Raw genomic sequence first — 17,488 nt, 5'->3', positions numbered from 1 at the left:
AGGGGCGCTTCGCGTCACAGGTGGCTGCTCGCGGCTCCATGTATCAATGACTTCCGCGAAAGCCTTTGACTACATCATCGTCGGCGCCGGGGCCGCAGGCTGTGTGATCGCCAGACGCCTGGTGGAACAGGCCCACTGCCGCGTCCTGCTGCTGGAGGCAGGTGGCCCGGATGACCGCGAGGTGATTCACAACACCGACCTGCCCTCCATGACGTCCCTGTGGGGCCCTGATGACGCCAACTGGGGATACACGACGGTCGCGCAGCCCCACCTGAATGGCCGCTCGATTCCCATTGCCCAGGGCAAGGTGCTCGGAGGCGGCACCTCCATCAATGCCATGATGTACATCCGTGGCAATCGCCGCGACTTCGACCACTGGAATCAGCTTGGCAACGAAGGCTGGAGCTACCAGGACGTCCTTCCCCGCTTCAAGAAGTCAGAGGACTTCGAGGGTGGCGCCTCCACCTACCGCGGCGCTGGCGGGCCCCTCAAGGTCATTCGCTATGAGCAGCCCTCCCCGGTTTCGGTGGCCTTCGTGCAAGCCGCGATGGAGCTGGGGTACGCGGGTGACGACTGGGATTGCAACGCCGGGCAGCAGGAGGACGGTGCCTTCCTCTACCAATCCACACGCACCCGGGACAACCGCCGTTGCAGCACCGCCGTCGCGTTCCTCCAGCCGGTGCTGAAGCACCCGAACCTCACCGTCGCGACCCGCGCCCAGGCCACACGCATCCTGTTCGACGGCACGAGGGCGACGGGGATTGAGTACGTGCAGGGCGGCGTCGTCCAGCAGGCCCGGGCTGAAGCGGAGGTCGTACTCGCCTGTGGTGCCTTTGCCTCGCCGAAGCTGCTGATGCTGTCCGGCCTGGGTCCAGCGGATGAGTTGATGCGCCACGGAATCGCGCCCCTCGTGGACCTGCCGGGTGTAGGGAGGAACCTGCAAGACCACCTGCTGTTCGGCGTCGGCTATCAGAGCCTGCAAGAGCTGCCGTTCCCGCAGCTGCTCGCCGAAGCAGGGCTCTTCACCCATGCACACGAGGCATTGAGCGCGGCCTCCCCCGAGCTCCAGTTCTTCTTCGGCCCGGTCCAGTATGTCGATGAGCCATACCGGACCGCGGGCCCCGGCTTTACGTTTGCTCCGATTCTCGTCCAGCCCCACAGCCGAGGCACCGTCACCCTGCGCTCCAAGGACCCCCGGGACCTTGCTGTCGTAGACCCTCGCTATCTCGAATGCGAAGCAGACGTCGACGTGCTCGTTCGAGGCCTCGGGCTCGCGCGAGCGCTGGCGAACACCCGGGCGCTCGCCGCCTTCCGGGGCCGCGAGCTGGCCCCGGGCGACAACGTCACCCGCCGCGACGAGCTGATCACCTACGTGCGCAACTCGGCGTCCACGGTGTGGCACCCTGCCGGCACCTGCAAGATGGGCAAGGACCGGGAGGCCGTCGTGAACCCCCGTCTCCAGGTCCATGGCGTGGAAGGTCTGCGCGTCGCCGACGCGTCCATCATGCCGAGGATCACCTGCGGCAACACCAACGCCGCCACGATCATGATCGCGGAAAAGGCAGCGGAATTGCTCTGCGCGTCACACCGGCGCACTCGCGAACTCTATTAGTGCCCAGGCGCACCCCGGGGAGACAACCACACATGACTGCGACGTTCGATTTCATCATTGTAGGCAGCGGGACGGCGGGTTCGGTGATCGCCCACCGGCTCAGCGAAATGCCAGACGTGTCCGTCCTGGTGCTGGAGGCGGGGCACGCACGGATGAACGACGCGGTGGAGAGCCCGTCCCGCTGGAACGAAGTGCTGCTGACCGACCTGGACTGGGCGTACATGAGCGAGCCGCAGCCCGCGCTCAATGGCACCCGGGTGTACTCGGCATCAGGCCAGGGCCTGGGCGGCACCTCCAACATCTACCACATGATTCATACCCGCGGCCGGGCCGCTGACTACGACGCCTGGGCCTACGGCGGCTGTGCCGGGTGGTCCTTCAAGGACGTCCTCCCCTACTTCCAGAAGCTTGAGAACCAACAGGACGACACCAACCCCACGGCGGGCAGGAGCGGCCCCATCCATGTGATGAATGCGAAGGAGACAGGCAACCCCGTCTCCCAGACGTTCATCGATGCATGTGTCGAACTCGGCCATCCCCACGTCGAAGACTTCAACGCGTCTGACTTTGGCGTCGGCTGGCATCATGTCGACATCAAGGACGGCAAGCGCTGCGGCGTCCGCGTGGCGTATCTTGAACCGGCTCGCGAGCGCCCGAATGTCTCCGTGGAGAGTCACGCCCTGGCGACCCGGCTGCTCTTCGAGGGCCCGCGGTGTGTCGGCGTCGAGTATGTGCAGGACGGTGAGAGGAAGTCCGTCCGGGCCCTCCGCGAGGTCATCGTCAGCGCGGGGGCCATCCAGTCGCCCAAGCTGCTGATGCTCTCTGGCATTGGCGACCCGGAGCACCTGGAGGCGCTGGACATCCCCGTGCGCGTGGCGCTGCCGGGCGTGGGCGCGAACTTCCATGACCACCCGCTCATCATCGGCCCCATTGGCCTGATGTCGAAGCCGGGCCCGGACCCGCGGGGCAACGTGACGGAGGTGGCGCTGTTCTGGGGCTCGGAGCCAGGCCTGCCCGTCCCCGACATGGAGATCTGCCTCGTGCACCGCGCCCCCTTTGGCGACCAGTTCTTCGCCAACGTCGTCAGGCGCGTCCAGACCGGCCAGCCCATCGCGCCGGTGCAGCAGTTGGTCGATCCCCGGGTCATCCTCAGCCTGCCGGGGCTCGTTCGCCCGCTGTCGCGCGGCTGGGTGCGGCTCGCGAGCGCCAACCCCGCCGACGCCCCGCGGATCCACGCGAACTATTTCGCCGAGCGAACGGACCTCGAGCGAACGACCACCATGGTGCAGCTCGCACGGGACATCTACCGCACGAGCGCGTTCTCCGACACCTGGGGCCTGACGGAGATCTCCCCGGGCCCCGACGTCAAGACACGCAAGGAGCTGGAGGACTGGGTCGTCCGCAATGCCGGCTCGTATTACCACTTCACCGGCTCCTGCAAGATGGGCATCGACAACCTGGCCGTGGTGGACGCGCGGCTCCGGGTGCGGGGCGTCGAAGGGCTCCGCGTGGCGGATGCCTCCATCATGCCTGCCATTCCCTCGGCCAATCCCCATACGACGGTCGTGATGATTGGCGAGCGGGCGGCGGACTTCATCAAGCAGGACCTGTCCCACTGACATCCATCCACGCGCGAGGAGACGAGGACACCATGAACACGAATGCACTGTATCTCGGCAGGGAATGGAACATCGACCACGACCAGCGCGTGAAGGTCAGCGACGCCGAGCTGCGGTATGCGGTGCTGGGAAGCGGTGAGCCCGTCCTCTGCATCCACGGCACCAGCATCGCCGACAGTCTCATCACTCCGCTGCGGTTCCATTCCCAGCTGCTCGAGGAGTATCAGTTCATCAGCTACTACCGGGCTGGCTACAACGGCAGCACGCTGGAGAAGAGCAGCCTGAGCATCGAAGAGGGCGCGGAACACGCCCGGCAGCTCCTGGACCATCTGGGAATCCAGAAGGCCCATGTGCTGGGCTTCTCCTTCGGTGGCGTCATCGCGTTCCAGTTCCTGCTCTCCCATCCCAAGCGAGCGCACTCCGCGATGCTCCTGGAGCCGTACCTGCCTCGCGAGGCACCGGACGGCGTGCAGGCCAACATCAAGGCCTTCACCCGAGCCATGGAGCTGTACCAGGCGGGCGACAAGCTGGGGGCCGCGCAGCGCTACATGGAAGACGTGTGCGGTCCCTCCTTCCTCAGCACCGTCGAGATGACCGGCCCCCTCGACGTGTGGAAGCGCGTCGAGGCATGTGTCGATACGACGTTCACGGTCGACTTCCCCGCCATCTCGTCCTGGGGATTCAGGATGTCGCAAGCCGACCGCCTCGTGAGCCGCAAGCCCACCATGCCGGTGCTGGCCGTCATGGGGCTCGACAGCGAGTCGGCCATGCCTGGCTTCCGTGAAACCCAGCGCTTCCTCATGAACTGGCTTCCCCAGGCGGAGCGCTGCGGAATCATGAATGCCACCCATGGAATGCAGAGCATGAACCCGCTCGCCGTCGGTGAGGGCCTCTACGCGTTCTTGAAGAAACACCCCATGACGTAAGGCGTGCCGCGACGGCATCCCCATGGCCTCCCTTCACGGTTTCACGGTCCTACCCACAGGAGACTCACACCATGGACTTCTTCGAACCTGGCGATTTCGCGCTGTCCTCCGGCATCACCCTCGTGAACGCCCGACTGGCCTACAAGACCCACGGCACCTTGAGCGCGGCGAAGGACAACGCCATCCTCTTTCCCAACTTCCTCGGTGGCACTCCGGAGGCCCTGGAAGTCTGGATTGGCGAGGGCCGACCGCTCGACCCGAGCAAGTACTTCATCATCCTGCCCGGCCAATTCGGCTCCGCGCCCTCGTCCTCGCCCAGCACCACGGCCGCCCCCTTTGATCGGGGCGCCTTCCCGGCGGTCCACATCGCGGATGACGTGAGGGTCCAGCACCGGCTCGTCACCGAGAAGTTCGGCATCCAGGAGCTTCAGCTCGTCCTCGGCTGGTCCGTGGGCGCCATGCAGACCTACGAGTGGGCGGTCCGCTTCCCGGGGATGGTCAAGCGGATGGCCTCCTTCGCGGGCGGACCCAGGCCCTCTGCGTGGACGAAGCTCTGGCTGCACACGGCGATCGAGGAGCCCCTCACGTCCGATCCCCACTGGAACAACGGCTTCTACACGGATGCGCAAGCGGTGCTGACCGGAATGTACCGGCAGGCGCACGCGACCGCACTGACGGTGCAGCCGCCGGGGTTCTACCGCGAGGGCGCGGAGGGATGGCGTTCGCTCGGCTTCGCCTCCATCGACGACTTCATCAGCCGGTTCTGGGCCACCTTCTGGCGCTCGCAAGACCCCAACGATGTCGTCGCACAGGCACGGAAGGCCCGCAGCGCCGATCCGAGCGCGGGGGGGGACCTGACCGCGGCACTGAGCCGCATCACCGCCAAGGCGCTCGTGGTCGCGTTCACGGGTGACCCGATATTCCCTCCCGCGGAGTGCAAAGCGGATGCGGACCGCATCCCGCACGCGCAGTTCCGGGAGATCGAGAGTGTCTTTGGCCACCTGGCGACGTTCGCCCTGAGCGAGCAGGACAAGCAGGCCATCGACCAGGCGCTCCGGGAGGTGCTCGCGAACTGACAACCTGAAGCCGAGCCGAACAGGAGGCAGATGAGATGTCGAGACAGGGTGTCCTGAAGTTCTTCCAGGCCTGCGTCGAGGATGAGGGCCTGCTGCGGCGGTTCAATCCGAAGTCGTTGCCCGAACTGCTGCTGCACGCCCGGAGCAGCGGTTTTGAGTTCACCCGGGACGAGCTGGCCAATGTCATTGGGGTCATGGAGGCCCACACCATCACGGAGCGCCTGCACGAGGAGGTCAACGCCTCCAGCAGTCTCTGGCCCAGGATGTGGGGAAAGCCTCGTCTGCAATATGTCATCGACGAGCTCTACCTGCCGTTCTCCGAAGCAGAACGTGCGCGGTTCAGCGCAGGAGCAAGGTGATGGCCCGAAGTGAAGTCTTCCGCTTCTTGAAAGCCCTGGCGCAGCAGCCCGAGCAGGTCCTCCGGCTCCGCACGCTGTCCAAGCCGGAGGTCCTCGCCTCCGCCTGGCGGTCCGGCTACGCCTTCTCGGAAGCCGAATTCGACGAAGCCGTCTGGGGCATTGAACAACACCTGGCAGGTCTGCTTGGCGAGCCTTTCGACCTGTCCTTCAGCCTCTGGGAGACCATGTGGGGCAAGTACTATCTTGAATTCCTTGTCGACAACAGTGTCGGCGCGGTGACTCCCCACGACATCGAGGCGTTCCTGGGCGCTCGACCGCAGGGAAAGGAGAACTCGCGATGATCCACCAGTTCATCTTCGCCGCGCCCAGGCCGGGCATGACCGTCGTGGAGTTCCAGGACTACTGGGCGAACGTTCACGCGGTGCGGTTCGCGAGCAGGATTCCCCAGATCAAACGCTACCTGATCGACTCCCGGCTCCCGTTCGAGGGGGATTGGGGGAGCCCCCCGCTGCCCCATCAAGGGATTGCGGAGATCTGGATGGAGAACGAGGAGGAGCAGTTGGCCTCGCTCCAGACCCCGGAGTTCCTCCAGGGGGCCCGGCGGGATGAACCCACCTGGGCCGCCTTCTGGCGGACGCTCGTCGTGGACACGACGGCCCATGAGATCCTCGCCGGGCCGCCGCTGACGCGTGACCCCACCTGGGTGAAGCTCACGGTGCTGCTCAAGCGGAGGCCGGGGATGCCACTGGGCGAGTATCGCCAGCGAAGCCTGGAGTCCCATGCGCCCATCGTGGCCGGGCTGCCCGGGCTGCGCCGCTACCTCCACTGCCATACCCGGGATGGCGCCTATGTGTTTGGCGAGGCGAGCTTCGACAGCGTCGAGCAGCTCTTCTTCAACGACCTCGACACGCTGAGAGAGGCACTGGCCTCGCCGTACTTCGCACAGCAGGTGGAGCCAGCGCGCGCAGGCATCGTCGACCCGAAGTACGTCTTTTCGCTGGCGTCCAGCGAGCGCTGGATCATCGGCCCCGAAGCCCGCTGAACCACCCATGACACCCGGAGGAACACTCCATCGCGCGCTGGTACCCTGGGGCTGACCACCGGCGTGGTTCCCGCGACTGGCAGGAGCCTTGACGTCTCGGCAGTCGACATCTGGCGATTCGAGGGCGGACTCATCGTCGACTATCACCTCGATTTCAACCTCCCCGACGTCCTGAGCCAGCTCGGCATGGCTCCCAGCCACTAATATTCCCGGGTCAGGTCGAGGAGAGGGGGGCGGTCGTGACGAGCGTTGCGCGGGGATGGCGCCAGACATTGGCGCAGGACGGGGCGGCGAGCAGGAATCTGCCTCTCGCCGCATGGCTGACAGCCTTTGGACTGCTCCGCCGATACCACCGCTACCAGGTCATCGGACTGGAGACGCTGCTGGAGCCGGGGGCCCGGCTCATCGTCGGTTACCATGGCCGACCCCTGGCCTTCGACCAATGCATGCTCACCACCGTCCTCCACGAGCGGCTGGGCTACCTCCCCCGTGGCATCGTCCATGGCGCCGTCGACCACCTCCCGATGCTGCGGTGGATGAAGGACGACCTCGGGTTCGTCACGGGGGACGGGCCGGAGCTGGCGGCGGCCGTGGCGCGCGGCGAGCACATCCTCGTCCTGCCCGGAGGCACCCGCGAGGGCTTCCGGAGCTTCCGTCACCGCTACCGGGTGGATTGGGGGCAGCGCATGGGCTACCTGCGTCTGGCCCTCCGGTACGGCCTGCCCATCGTCCCCATCGCCGGCAGCGGCATGGATGACGCCTTCATCGGACTCATGGATGGGCATGCACTCGGTCGCCGCCTGGGCTTGCCCTGGCGGATGCCGGCGTGGCTCGGGGTGGGCGCCACCGGCCTCTGGCCCTTCTCGCTGCCGTTCCCCGTGAGGATGACGCAGTGGGTGGGCGCGCCCATCCGCCGGCACCTCGACGGGGACTTCGACCCCGGGGATCCGGTTGCGATGCGGGAGCTGCACCGCGAGGTGGGCAACGCGGTGCAGGCGCTGTTGGATCGCGCGCGCGGGGAGGCCTCATGAGCGCAGCACGGACGAGCGAGGGGCCCTGGGCCGTCATCGCGGGAGCGTCCTCGGGGACGGGCGCCGCCATCGCGGTCCAGGTGGCGCGCCAGCCGGGGCTCAACGTCTTCGGGATGCACCGGGGGCGCTACCTGGACCAGGCCGCGGAGGTGGAGCGCCAGGTGCTCGCCACGGGCCGCCGCATGGTGATGATGCAAGGAGATGCCGGCACCCCGGAGGGCGTGGCACGGGGCGCCGACGCCCTCCTCGCCACCGCCGGCCCCCGCTCCGTCAAGCTCTTCGTCCACGCGCTCGCCAGCGCTTCGGTGGGGCAGTTCATCACGGGCGACAAGCAACCCCTTCATCCCCGCCAGCTCGCGCGCACCTTCGAGTCCATGGCCCACTCCTTCGTCTACTGGGCCCAGGCCCTGGTGGCGAGGGACCTGCTCACCCCCTCGGCCCGCCTGCTGGGCCTCACCAACCCGCTCACCGAGTCGCTCCTCCACAACACCGGCGCCATCACCGCGGCCAAGGCGGCGCTCGAAATCTACGTGCGCCACCTTGCGCTGGAGCTCGGGCCCCTGGGGCACCGGGTGAACCTGCTCAAGTTCGGCACGGTGATGACCCCCGCCATCCGCCACGTCTGCACCCCGGAGGTGCTGGAGCGGCTGGAGGAGGCCCACCGCCGCATCAACCCCGCCGGGCGGATGTGCACCCTGGAGGAGGTGGCCCGCATCGTCCCCACGCTCCTGGGCGACGAGGCGGAGTGGTTCAACGGAGCGACCATCGACTTCACAGGGGGAATGACGCTGCGCCTGCTCGACCTCGTCCTGAACGAGGAGGGTGGGCCACCGGCATCCTGAAGGTGAGGCAGAAGTAGTAGCGGCAGAACTGCTCCGCGAGGACGTCCACCGCCGTCGCCGGGAGCAGCTCCCGCGGACAGTGCGCGTCCGTCGTGTAGAAGGTGAGCAGCCGGAACACCAGCCGGTGGCGCAGGGACCGCTCCCGCGCATCCAGCTGTTCGTCCACCACCACCACGGGCGTCCCCGGGCGGGCCACCCGGGCCATCTCCGCGAGCGCGCGCTCCGGGGCCCGGTAGCCATCGATGCCGCCCACCTCGAACACCCGGTCGAAGGAGTGGTCCGGGAACGGCAGGGCGTGGGCATCCGCCATGAGCAGCCGCACGCCCCGGCGCCCCTCCCGCTCCACGCGCCGACGACACCTGCCGAGCATGCCCGCGCTCAGGTCCAGGCCCCACACCTCCACGTCGAGCCCCGGGGGCAGCGCCTCCTCGATGAGCGGGAGGTTGGCGCCCGCGCCGATGCCCACCTCCAGGATCCGCAGCGGCGGCCCCCGCGGGCGGGGCGTCAAGGCGCCCAGCTCAAGCCTTCGGATGTAGTGGCCGCGCAGCCGGGCCTCCGTGTGGCCCTGCAGCAGGGGCATCAGCAGCGTGACGAGCGGGTCATGCAGCGCGCACAGCCTGTCGTAGAGGACCCGCATGAGGCGATCCGTCCCGCGCACCTCCCCTTCCTCGAACAGCCGGGGCAGGCCCTCCACCACCGGCCAGTCGGCACCGCAACCGGCGCAGCCCAGCCGCCCCTCGTCGAGCTGCCCTCCTCGTGTCCGCCCCCCCCACGTGAGCGCTCCACGGCAGGAGGGGCATGCCAGCAGTCCCGCATCGCCAGGGGTCAAGTCGCGCCGCCCTGCGCCATCGCCGTTTCGACCCGCGCCAGGTCATCGAGCGCTTCGAGCCGGGTGAAGAGGCCCGTCGCGCGCACCAGAGACTCCCGCCGGGCTGCCTTCTCGACGAGCCCATGGCGCCCCAGCTCGAACCAGGCGCGCCCCTCCTCGTAGGGCATCGCCAGGGCCTGGGCACGCGCCACACAGTGCCGCCAGGCCCGGCGCGCGCGGCGCGGGTGCCCTGAGAGCGCGGCTTCGAGCCCGTTGCAGAGCAGGGCGAACGGCTTGCCGAAGGCGAAGGCGCGGGCGAATCTCCTCAGGGCCTTGCAGGCCTCATGCGCCGAGCGAACCAGCGGCTCCTCCTCCGAGAGCGCCTCCCCGCCGCGCTGCTCCCACAGGCTCAGGTACACCTCGCACACGCACGTGACGCCCGCGAAGATCCAGTACGCCACGGGCCTCATCTCCCGCAGCAGCGCCAGCCCGCGGTCCGCCATCTCCAGCGCCCGCGCCTCTTCGTGCTGCCGCAGCAGCGCGAGGGCGAGCTCGCCCTGGACGACGACGATCTCCGACGCACCGGCGTGGGCCTCGCACCAGGGCAGCTCCTCTTCCAGCTCGTGCAGCGCCTCGCGGGCCCGGCCCATGCGCACCAGGGACGTGCCCCGGGCGGTCGGCCCCCAGTGCTGCGTCTGGACGGAGCCCCGCCGCCGCGCGGAGTCCTCCAGCTCATGGGACAGCTCGATGCTCCGCCGGAACTGCCCGCGGTAGGACCAGGGCACCAGCAGCACGATGCGGCTCTCCTCCGAGCACCGGTAGTCCCGGGCGGCATCGGAGAGCTGTCGGGCCCGCTCCCCCCACTCCTCTGCTTCCTTCCATTGGGCGTACCCGATGCCGCAGGCCGCGCGGCGCACCAGGGCGTAGGCGATGTCGGGGGAGGCCCCCAGACGCTCGACGGTCTCCAGGCCGCGCGCGTTCCAGTGCTCGACCAGCGGGCGCAGGACAGGAAGGCTGCCCAGCACCGTGGCCACGAGGATGCGGCCACGGGCCAGGTCCAGCGACGGCCCGGTGGGCGTCAGCACGTTGAGCAGCCGGAAGGCCGTCCAGAGGAGCCGGCGGGCATCCTGGGCGTAGAAGAGGACTTCGCTCAACAGCCTCAGCATCTGCCCTTCCTCAAGGCGCAACTGCCGCTGCTCGGGGGACCTCACCTGGAAGGCCCAGGGCATCGCGGACTGGAGCAGCATGAGCAGCGCCTGGTGCGCGACGCCCAGCTTCGAGCCCTTCAGCAGCCGCATCACGGGATACCCGAGGCGCTCCAGCGCCCGCTCGAGACAGGTGCGGCAGTGCTCCAGATCCCCCATGAGATAGTGGGCCTCGGCCAACCGGCCCTGGAGGTGGATGACCCACCGGGCGTCGTCCGGGCGGGTCTCGGCGAACGCCAGTGCCCGCTCGAAGTACGGGAGGGCCTCGCGGCAGGCATAGACGGACATGGCGTGCTCGCCGGCCCGCTCGGAGTAGCGCGCCTCGCGGGCCACATCGCCGGCCTCGCCCCAGTGGTGGGCGAGCGCCGCCATCCACCCCGCCTCCTCCGGATGTACCGACTCGATGGCCCTCGCCGCCTGGCGGTGCAGTGCCCGTGCGTCCTCGGGGAGGAGGGTGTCCAGCAGCCCTTCGCGCAGCTTGTCGTGGGCGAAGCGCCAGCGGTTCCCCGTCACCTCCAGCACCGCCGCGTCCGCGCACTCGACGAGCCAGCCCACCACGTCCAGCGCGGGGTGGGCTTCCTGCAGCAGCTCCTCGTGGATGTCCCGGCCGAGGGTGGCCGCCAGTCGCAGCGGCTCGCGCGCCCTCGGGGGGACCATGCCCAGCCGCCGCTCGATGATGGAGCGCATGCCTCCGACAAAGGCCGTGGCCGGCAGGGGCACGTCGTGGCCAATCTGGTCCAACCGTCCGCACTCCTCCGCCAGCGAGCGGATGACCTCGATGAGGAAGAAGGGGTTGCCCTCCGTCTCGCGCTCCAGCAGCGAGAGCACGCGCGGCTGACGCCCGGGCGAGCCCATCATCGACTCGCTGAGCTGGGCGATCTCCGAGGAGGACAGCCGGGGCAGCGTCAGCACCGGGATCCCGGGCAGCTCCTCCGGCAGCTTGGGGCGCTCATCGTCCCGGTAGCTGACCAGGAGCAGCAGCCGGGTCCCCGTGGCCTGCCTCGCGAGCCGATTCAGCAGCGACAGCGTCGACCAGTCCGCCCATTGGAGGTCTTCCAGGAGGATCACCGTGGTCTGGGGCAGCCGGTTGAAGATGTCCTCCACCGCGAGGAGCAGGCGCTGGTCGGCCGCCTCCGTGGCCAGGGGCTCGGCGTCCGCCACGGGGCGGCGCAGCACCTCCGCGATGTCCGGCACGAGGGGCTTGAAGACCGAGGCCTCCCAGTCCCCCAGCTCCGTGAGGCACGTCAGCGCACGCAGCACCTCGTGCCACGCGTGGTAGGGCAGGCCGCCCGCGCGGACGGCCTGCCCGCGCAGCACGGGGATGCCCCGCGCCATCGCCCGGACGCGGAACTCGTCCAGCAGGCGCGACTTGCCCACGCCGCTCTCACCCGCCACCAGCCACGCCCCGCCCCGCTCGTCCCGCTCGGCGCTCTCCAGCGCGGCGCCGAGCAGTCCCAGCTCATGTTCGCGGCCGACGAAGCGGGCCGCCTGCAGGAAGCTCTCGCGGGTGGCCACCGTCTCCACGGGCAGGCTCTGCCCCGTGGCCGCGCAGAGCGCGCCAATGGCCAGGTCCGCGCTCTGGAATCGGTTGCAGGGCAGCGGGTCGAGCAACTTGAAGAGCAGCTGGGCCAGTCCCGGCTCGAGCTCCTGGGGCATCTCGAAGACCCGGCACTCCGAGGGGTCGCGCATCCCGACGATCAACCGGTCGACAATCCAGGCGAGGTCCGGCTCGAAGCTGTCGGCCCTGCCCTCCCCGTCCAGGCTCTCCGGCTCGTCCAGCCAGGCGGGAAGGGAGCCCTCCTCGATGCGGGGCCGCGGGGAGCACGTCACCTTCGGATGCCTGCCCACGAAGAGCTCATAGGCGAGGACCCCGACCGCGTAGAGGTCCGACAGCTCCGAAGGGGCCTCCCCCCGGAGCACCTCCGGCGCGAGGTAGCCCGGCGTCCCTGAGCTCATCGCGCGCGCCCGCTGATCCGGACCGGCCGCCAGGCCGAAGTCGAGCAGCTTCACCTGCCCGTCCACCACCAGGATGTTCGCCGGCTTGAGGTCGCGGTGGATGATGCCGTGCCGGTGCAGGTAGTGGAGCGCCTGGAGCATCTGCACCAGCATGTCCACCTGGACGGACCGGGGCTGGCCGCGCCCTGCCTGCGTGAAGGTCCGCGCCTCGTTGAGCAGCTCGAGCACCAGGTACGGCTGCGGCCCGTCGAAGCCGTAGTCCAGCACGCTGATGATGTTGGGGTGGCGCAGCGAGGCGAGGACCTCGAACTCGTGCGCCAGGACGAGCATCGTCCGGTAGCGATGCTTCGAGCGGAGCCCGCTGGAGGGGGGCGCTCCGTCGGCGCGCGCATAGTGCTTCGAGCGCAGCCGCTTCACGGCCACCAGCCCACCGAGCCTGTCCCTTGCCAGGTACACCGTCCCGAAGCCGCCGCGCCCCAGGGGCCGAAGGAGCTGATAGCGATTGCCTACTTCCATGGAGGGGAGATCGCCGGGGTGCTCGGTCCCGCCAGGCTCCCGTGGCCGTGTCCATGATGGTTGTCCAAGCATGTGAAGCCCCTTTCTCACCATGTCCATTGAGCCAGCGTGAGCCAATGCGGACAAAGCCCGCCCGGGACCTGCTCGGAGAGGCACCGGGGGTGGGGGGGAATGACACCCCGCCGCTCACTCCCCGGGATTCATCCGCCGGCCTGATAGAGCACGGCGCCGGAGGAGATTCCCGCCCCGACGCCCACCATCAGCAAGCGATCCCCGGCCCGCACCGTGCGGGTGCGCAGCAACCCGTCGAGGCTGAAGGGAATGGAGGCGGCCCCCACGCTGCCGACCCTCTCAACCACGGGGACGATGCGCGCCGGATCCACTCCGAGCATTTCGGTGATGAGCCGCAGCATGACCCCGTTGGGCTGGTGCGGCAGCACCCACTCCACCTCGTCCAATGACAGACGCGCCTGCTCCAGCACGGAGCGGGTGGCGTCCTTCAGCGCCTGGAGGGCCACCTCCACGATGCGCTGGTGGGAGCTTTCGAAGCGCACCCGCTCGCTCACGCCCGTCACCAGGGGATGGGCCATCCACACGTCCGAGGGCTGGGTGCCGTCATTGGCGAAGGCCGCGCCCAACACCCCCTCCCCTTCGCGAGCCACGCCCAGGATGGCGGCCACGGCGGCATCGCCGAAGACGAGGTAGGGCCGGGGATCCTCCACCGAGATGATGCGCGAGCCGAGCTCCACCACCACGATGGCCACCGGCGCGAGCCCGGTCGCCACCGAGCGGCTGGCCACGTCGAAGGCCGAGACGAACCCCATGCAGGCGTTGTTGAGGTCGAACGCATCGCAAGTGCCCGCGAGCCCCAGCTCCGCGGCGACGCGGTTGGCGGTGGCCGGGATGAGGGCATCGCCTCCCATGGAGGAGACGAACAGGATGCGCCGCAGGCTCCGGGCCTCCAGCCCGGCGGCGGCGAGGGCCCGGCGAAGCGCCTCGGCGCCCAGCCCGGCCATGGAAGTCCCGGGAGGCGCCCAGTGGCGGGTCCGGATGCCTGTCTTCTGCTCGATGGCCGCGGGGTCGCGTCCCAGGGCCACTGCCAGCTCCCCGGTCGTGACAGCGCGCTCTGGCAGCACGCTGGCCGTCCCCAGGATCCGGACCGGAATCACTGCGTCACCGCCAGGAATTGTTCCATCGCATCTCCCCCCTCAGCCGTCGGAGGAAGCTACCACTTGAGCCCGCCGTGGCGGCTCGACGCGCCGGAGCAACGGTTCCGGGGTTGACACGACAGGGCGCATCCGCGCGGCAAGGCGGCTGCCCGGTGCCCGTGGCGCCTGAGCGCAGGTGCTTACCCTTGAACAAGACGCATTGAATCCAGGGAGCCATCCATGCCGCACATTCCCGAGCAAGAAGTACTCGCCTTACTCTCCAAGGGCACCGTCCTGGGAGAGGTCCCTCGGGAGGTCGAGCGGAGGAGGCGTCAGGCGAAGAAAGCGGGGCCGGTGGCGTCGGAGGCGGGTGAGCAGGAAGTCGGGTTGTCGGCACTGGCACCCCTGCTGAAGTCCGTCACCCTCTGCCCCAAGGACACGCTCGCGAAGCGCCCGCCCGCCCTGCGCATCGTCCTCTCCGGCGAGATGAAGGTGAAACGGCCCTGGCGCGTCCTGCCCCACGGCGAGCAGGTGCTCCGGCGGGGAAGCGTTCTGGGATTGAAGACCCTGGCCCGCTGGAAGACCGGCGAGGCGCTCCGTTCCGAGGACGAAGCCGAGGACATCGAGGCCCTCGTGCTCACCGAGCTTCTGGAGTTGCCGCGCGAACAGTTCAAGACGGCCTTTCATCACAAAGACACGCTGCTCGATCGCCTTCTCGCCGCTCGCGAAGCGGACGAGTCCGCGGTGGAGATCGTGCGCGTGCTGAGCGAGTCGCCGCGGCTGGCCAATGCCCAGGACGCGGACCTCTTCCGGCTCGTGGAGGGCGCCACGCCCGTGAAGGTGCATGGAGGCTCGGAGGCCACGCCGCTGTTCCTGGAGCCCGCCATCCCGGACGGGTTCTACGTCGTGCTCGAGGGGTGCTGCGACATCTCCTCATCCAGCGCCATCGGGCCCTTCTCCAAGCTCGTGGCCCCCACCTGCGTCGGGCTCGATGAATTCCTGCTCCGCAAGCCATTGCCGGGAGCCGTGATGTTGAGGCCCGTTGAGGAGAAGTGGGCCCGCACCTTCCGCCGCAAGGGCATGGGGAACGGGAACGGCGCCCGCGCCTTCCACATCAGCAGGGAGTGGTTCGACCACGTCCGGGGCTGTGAGCCAGACTTCAATCGGGCCGTCCTGAGGGGATGCCCCGAGGATTTCCAGGCGCCGCCGCTCCACCCAGCGCATCAGGTCATCGTGTGGGGCGAGCAGGCGGAGGGCCTACCCCCGTGGAGCGACCTGGGCGAGCTCCTCGCCGAACGGATGGCGGTCCACCTGCATGAGCATGTCCTCGTGGTCCGGCTCAAGGAGGATGCACAGGACACCCCCCTGGAGTTCGTTAGGCCCGCCAAGGACAGGAACGGCTGGGTGGCCCACTGTGAGCGCCTACCCATTCCGACTGACGGAGAGCCCCTCCTTCCGAAGAGCACGATGACCACCTGGATGACGTTGCCGAGGAGTACCGAGTTCGCGGGCCGCACCAACGTCACCCTGGTGGACACCTCCGCGCTCACGGCCCGCGGACGTCAGGAGGTGCTCCAGCATCTGGCGGAGAGGGCGTCGGCCGAGGAGCCCATCAAGTACCTCAGCCTGAGCAAGGACCGGCAGCACCCCACGCTCGAGTTGCCCAGGCCGATAGAGCGCGTCCACGCCGGACTGATCGACTTCCCGCGACCCGAGCCGGGCCTGAGGCCCGCGCTGGCGGGGATCTTCCGGAAGCCCAAGGAGCCTGGCGAGTGGCCCATGGGAACGGTCCGCCTGCGCTTCCCCGACCCGTGGCTCAAGGGAGGATCACTGCCCACGTCGCTGGACGCCCCAGGCCTGGAGTCCCCCAGGGAATTCTTCGACCGCTGGGCACGGGCCGCCACCGGGCGCCGCGTCGGGCTGGCGCTCGGGGGAGGCGGGCCCTTTGGCTTCGCGAGCATCGCCCTGCTGAACAAGCTGGAACCCGCCGACCCGGTGGACGGGAAGGAAGCCCTCCAGCCGCGGGTGCCCATCGACATGGTTTCCGGCTCCAGTTTCGGCGCCGTCGTGGGGGCGTTCTATTGCGTCGGCGGCCGGCGGGGGCTCGACATGCTCATCCGGCAGGCACACACCATGCGGCCCATCGTCGGCCTCACCGCCTTGTCGAGCGCGATCCTGGAGCAGTGGACCAACCTCAAGCTCGGCCCCTGGCCCCTCGATCAGCTGGAGGTGCCGTTCTTCCCCGTGGTGACCGACGCGGACATAGGCGTGGAATGGGACCTGCGCACAGGGTCCATCGGGCGTGGAGTCCGGGCCAGCAGCGCCCTGCCACCCCTCTTCGGTCCCACCCTCATCGGCAACCGCCGCCTGCTGGATGGCGGCCTGGTGGCCAACGTGCCTTCGGACGTCCTGCGGGCGGAAGGCGCGGACATCCTCATTTCCGCGAACCCCATCTCCCGCGTCCCCCCCCGGTCGCGGAGCTACCCGCGCCGCTGGGTGGGGCCGCTCTGGCGCCAGCTCAGTCTAGGCATGCGCATCAAGGACGGCCTCCGGCTGTTTCAAATCATCGGGCGGCTGGCGGGGACTCATCAGAACCGCGATGGCGATGCCGTCGTGTACCAGCCGCAGCTCTCCCCTGCCACGCTGCTGGGCTTCGGCAACGGCAAGCAGATCGTCGACATGGCCCAGAGCAGCCCCGAGGTGGACGCAGCGGTCCTCGGGGCCCGGACCGCGTGGAACAGGCGGCTGAACAACCCGCGGTGGCTCCGGCTGGATGGGGGCTCCAACGGGAACAAGACGCCGGAGAAGATCACGCTGCTCATCCCAATCGTCTTCCAGGACCTCGCGGGCAGATCCGAGTTCGCGTCCACCAGCAAACAGGTCCTCGCCGAGCTGGTGGAGTACCTCCATACCCAGAAGGAAATCACGTCCTTCCAGATCCGGCTCACCGCGCCGGACGAGCACATTGCCCGGCAGCGGGCGCAAGCCCTGAAGAACTACCTGGAGCGCTGGGTCTTCCAGATGCCGGAGGTGAAGTCCACCGTGCTGCTGACCCAGAACAGCCAGGAGAAGGCCACGAAGGACCTGGCCTCCCGGGTGGAGCTCATCGACCTGAGGAGGGATCGCGCGCTCACCCAGGATGTGATGCAGGCAGCGGCGAGCGTGATGGAGAACTACCGCGGCGACCTGTTGGAGTTGCAGCGCGTGGAGTTGCAGCGCGTCCAGGCGGCTGTGGAGATGCGCACCCTCCTGTCCGAGGCGGAGCAGCAGGGCCGGCAAGGCGCTCCCGAGCTGGCGCGGCGGCTCGCGCTCGACGCCGTGAAGCACGCCCGCCCCCTCCTCGCGGAC

At 68.9% G+C, this 17,488-nt stretch carries 13 protein-coding genes; 10 read left to right on the top strand and 3 right to left on the bottom strand.

What is annotated here, in order from left to right:
- Positions 1–46 precede the first annotated feature (46 nt).
- The 9 genes from D7X12_RS18400 to D7X12_RS18360 all read left to right on the top strand — a co-directional run bounded on the left by D7X12_RS18400 (position 47) and on the right by D7X12_RS18360 (position 8,507).
- Positions 47–1,612: a GMC family oxidoreductase gene (locus D7X12_RS18400; RefSeq protein WP_120626574.1), complete on the top strand. Its 1,566-nt coding sequence runs from the start codon at positions 47–49 to the stop codon at positions 1,610–1,612.
- Between the two features lie 32 nt (positions 1,613–1,644).
- On the top strand, positions 1,645–3,231 hold the full coding sequence (locus D7X12_RS18395) for a GMC family oxidoreductase (RefSeq protein WP_120626573.1): 1,587 nt from the start codon (positions 1,645–1,647) through the stop codon (positions 3,229–3,231).
- Positions 3,232–3,263: 32 nt separating this feature from the next.
- Positions 3,264–4,157 carry an alpha/beta fold hydrolase gene (locus D7X12_RS18390; protein WP_208719123.1) on the top strand — a complete coding sequence of 298 codons (894 nt, stop codon included), beginning with the start codon at positions 3,264–3,266 and terminating at the stop codon, positions 4,155–4,157.
- Between the two features lie 71 nt (positions 4,158–4,228).
- Positions 4,229–5,233, top strand: coding sequence for an alpha/beta fold hydrolase (locus D7X12_RS18385; RefSeq protein ID WP_120626572.1), 1,005 nt, complete (start codon positions 4,229–4,231; stop codon positions 5,231–5,233).
- A 35-nt stretch (positions 5,234–5,268) separates the two neighbouring features.
- Positions 5,269–5,592 carry a Nif11-like leader peptide family natural product precursor gene (locus D7X12_RS18380; RefSeq protein WP_120626571.1) on the top strand — a complete coding sequence of 108 codons (324 nt, stop codon included), beginning with the start codon at positions 5,269–5,271 and terminating at the stop codon, positions 5,590–5,592.
- Complete coding sequence (locus tag D7X12_RS18375; protein WP_120626570.1) at positions 5,592–5,933, top strand: hypothetical protein; 342 nt, start codon at positions 5,592–5,594, stop codon at positions 5,931–5,933. Before D7X12_RS18380 ends, D7X12_RS18375 begins: the two co-directional genes overlap by 1 nt.
- A complete protein-coding gene (locus D7X12_RS18370) occupies positions 5,930–6,634 on the top strand; it encodes an EthD domain-containing protein (RefSeq protein WP_120626569.1) in 705 nt (234 codons plus the stop codon). The genes D7X12_RS18375 and D7X12_RS18370 overlap by 4 nt, the downstream gene beginning before the upstream one ends.
- 302 nt (positions 6,635–6,936) lie before the next feature.
- Positions 6,937–7,665 (top strand): lysophospholipid acyltransferase family protein, encoded by a 729-nt coding sequence (locus tag D7X12_RS18365; RefSeq protein WP_120626579.1) that lies wholly within the window; start codon positions 6,937–6,939, stop codon positions 7,663–7,665.
- On the top strand, positions 7,662–8,507 hold the full coding sequence (locus D7X12_RS18360; protein ID WP_120626568.1) for an SDR family oxidoreductase: 846 nt from the start codon (positions 7,662–7,664) through the stop codon (positions 8,505–8,507). Before D7X12_RS18365 ends, D7X12_RS18360 begins: the two co-directional genes overlap by 4 nt.
- Here D7X12_RS18360 and D7X12_RS18355 read toward each other — a convergent pair.
- The 3 genes from D7X12_RS18355 to D7X12_RS18345 form a co-directional block, all read right to left on the bottom strand.
- Positions 8,437–9,336, bottom strand: a complete 900-nt coding sequence (locus tag D7X12_RS18355; RefSeq protein ID WP_120626567.1) for a methyltransferase domain-containing protein — start codon at positions 9,334–9,336, stop codon at positions 8,437–8,439. The genes D7X12_RS18360 and D7X12_RS18355 overlap by 71 nt on opposite strands.
- Positions 9,333–12,992 (bottom strand): serine/threonine-protein kinase, encoded by a 3,660-nt coding sequence (locus D7X12_RS18350; RefSeq protein WP_158620071.1) that lies wholly within the window; start codon positions 12,990–12,992, stop codon positions 9,333–9,335. Before D7X12_RS18350 ends, D7X12_RS18355 begins: the two co-directional genes overlap by 4 nt.
- A 200-nt stretch (positions 12,993–13,192) precedes the next feature.
- A complete protein-coding gene (locus D7X12_RS18345; protein WP_120626565.1) occupies positions 13,193–14,161 on the bottom strand; it encodes a 3-oxoacyl-ACP synthase III family protein in 969 nt (322 codons plus the stop codon).
- A gap of 366 nt (positions 14,162–14,527) precedes the next feature.
- Here D7X12_RS18345 and D7X12_RS18340 point away from each other — a divergent pair.
- The coding region (locus tag D7X12_RS18340) for a patatin-like phospholipase family protein (RefSeq protein WP_341868231.1) at positions 14,528–17,488 on the top strand (2,961 nt) is incomplete at its 3' end.

Source organism: Corallococcus sicarius, from assembly GCF_003611735.1.
In the GTDB taxonomy this organism is placed as follows: domain Bacteria; phylum Myxococcota; class Myxococcia; order Myxococcales; family Myxococcaceae; genus Corallococcus; species Corallococcus sicarius.
The sequence above is the reverse complement of the archived record's forward strand: the minus strand, read 5'-3'. Positions and strand labels throughout refer to the sequence as shown.

What these genes read in the sequence shown, in the direction of transcription:
- D7X12_RS18360 (WP_120626568.1), top strand. Translation starts at nt 7,662, where the DNA reads ATGAGCGCAGCACGGACGAGCGAGGGGCCCTGGGCCGTCATCGCGGGA.
- D7X12_RS18350 (WP_158620071.1), bottom strand. Translation starts at nt 12,992, where the DNA reads ATGGAAGTAGGCAATCGCTATCAGCTCCTTCGGCCCCTGGGGCGCGGC.
- D7X12_RS18380 (WP_120626571.1), top strand. Translation starts at nt 5,269, where the DNA reads ATGTCGAGACAGGGTGTCCTGAAGTTCTTCCAGGCCTGCGTCGAGGAT.
- D7X12_RS18400 (WP_120626574.1), top strand. Translation starts at nt 47, where the DNA reads ATGACTTCCGCGAAAGCCTTTGACTACATCATCGTCGGCGCCGGGGCC.
- D7X12_RS18395 (WP_120626573.1), top strand. Translation starts at nt 1,645, where the DNA reads ATGACTGCGACGTTCGATTTCATCATTGTAGGCAGCGGGACGGCGGGT.
- D7X12_RS18385 (WP_120626572.1), top strand. Translation starts at nt 4,229, where the DNA reads ATGGACTTCTTCGAACCTGGCGATTTCGCGCTGTCCTCCGGCATCACC.
- D7X12_RS18370 (WP_120626569.1), top strand. Translation starts at nt 5,930, where the DNA reads ATGATCCACCAGTTCATCTTCGCCGCGCCCAGGCCGGGCATGACCGTC.
- D7X12_RS18390 (WP_208719123.1), top strand. Translation starts at nt 3,264, where the DNA reads ATGAACACGAATGCACTGTATCTCGGCAGGGAATGGAACATCGACCAC.
- D7X12_RS18375 (WP_120626570.1), top strand. Translation starts at nt 5,592, where the DNA reads ATGGCCCGAAGTGAAGTCTTCCGCTTCTTGAAAGCCCTGGCGCAGCAG.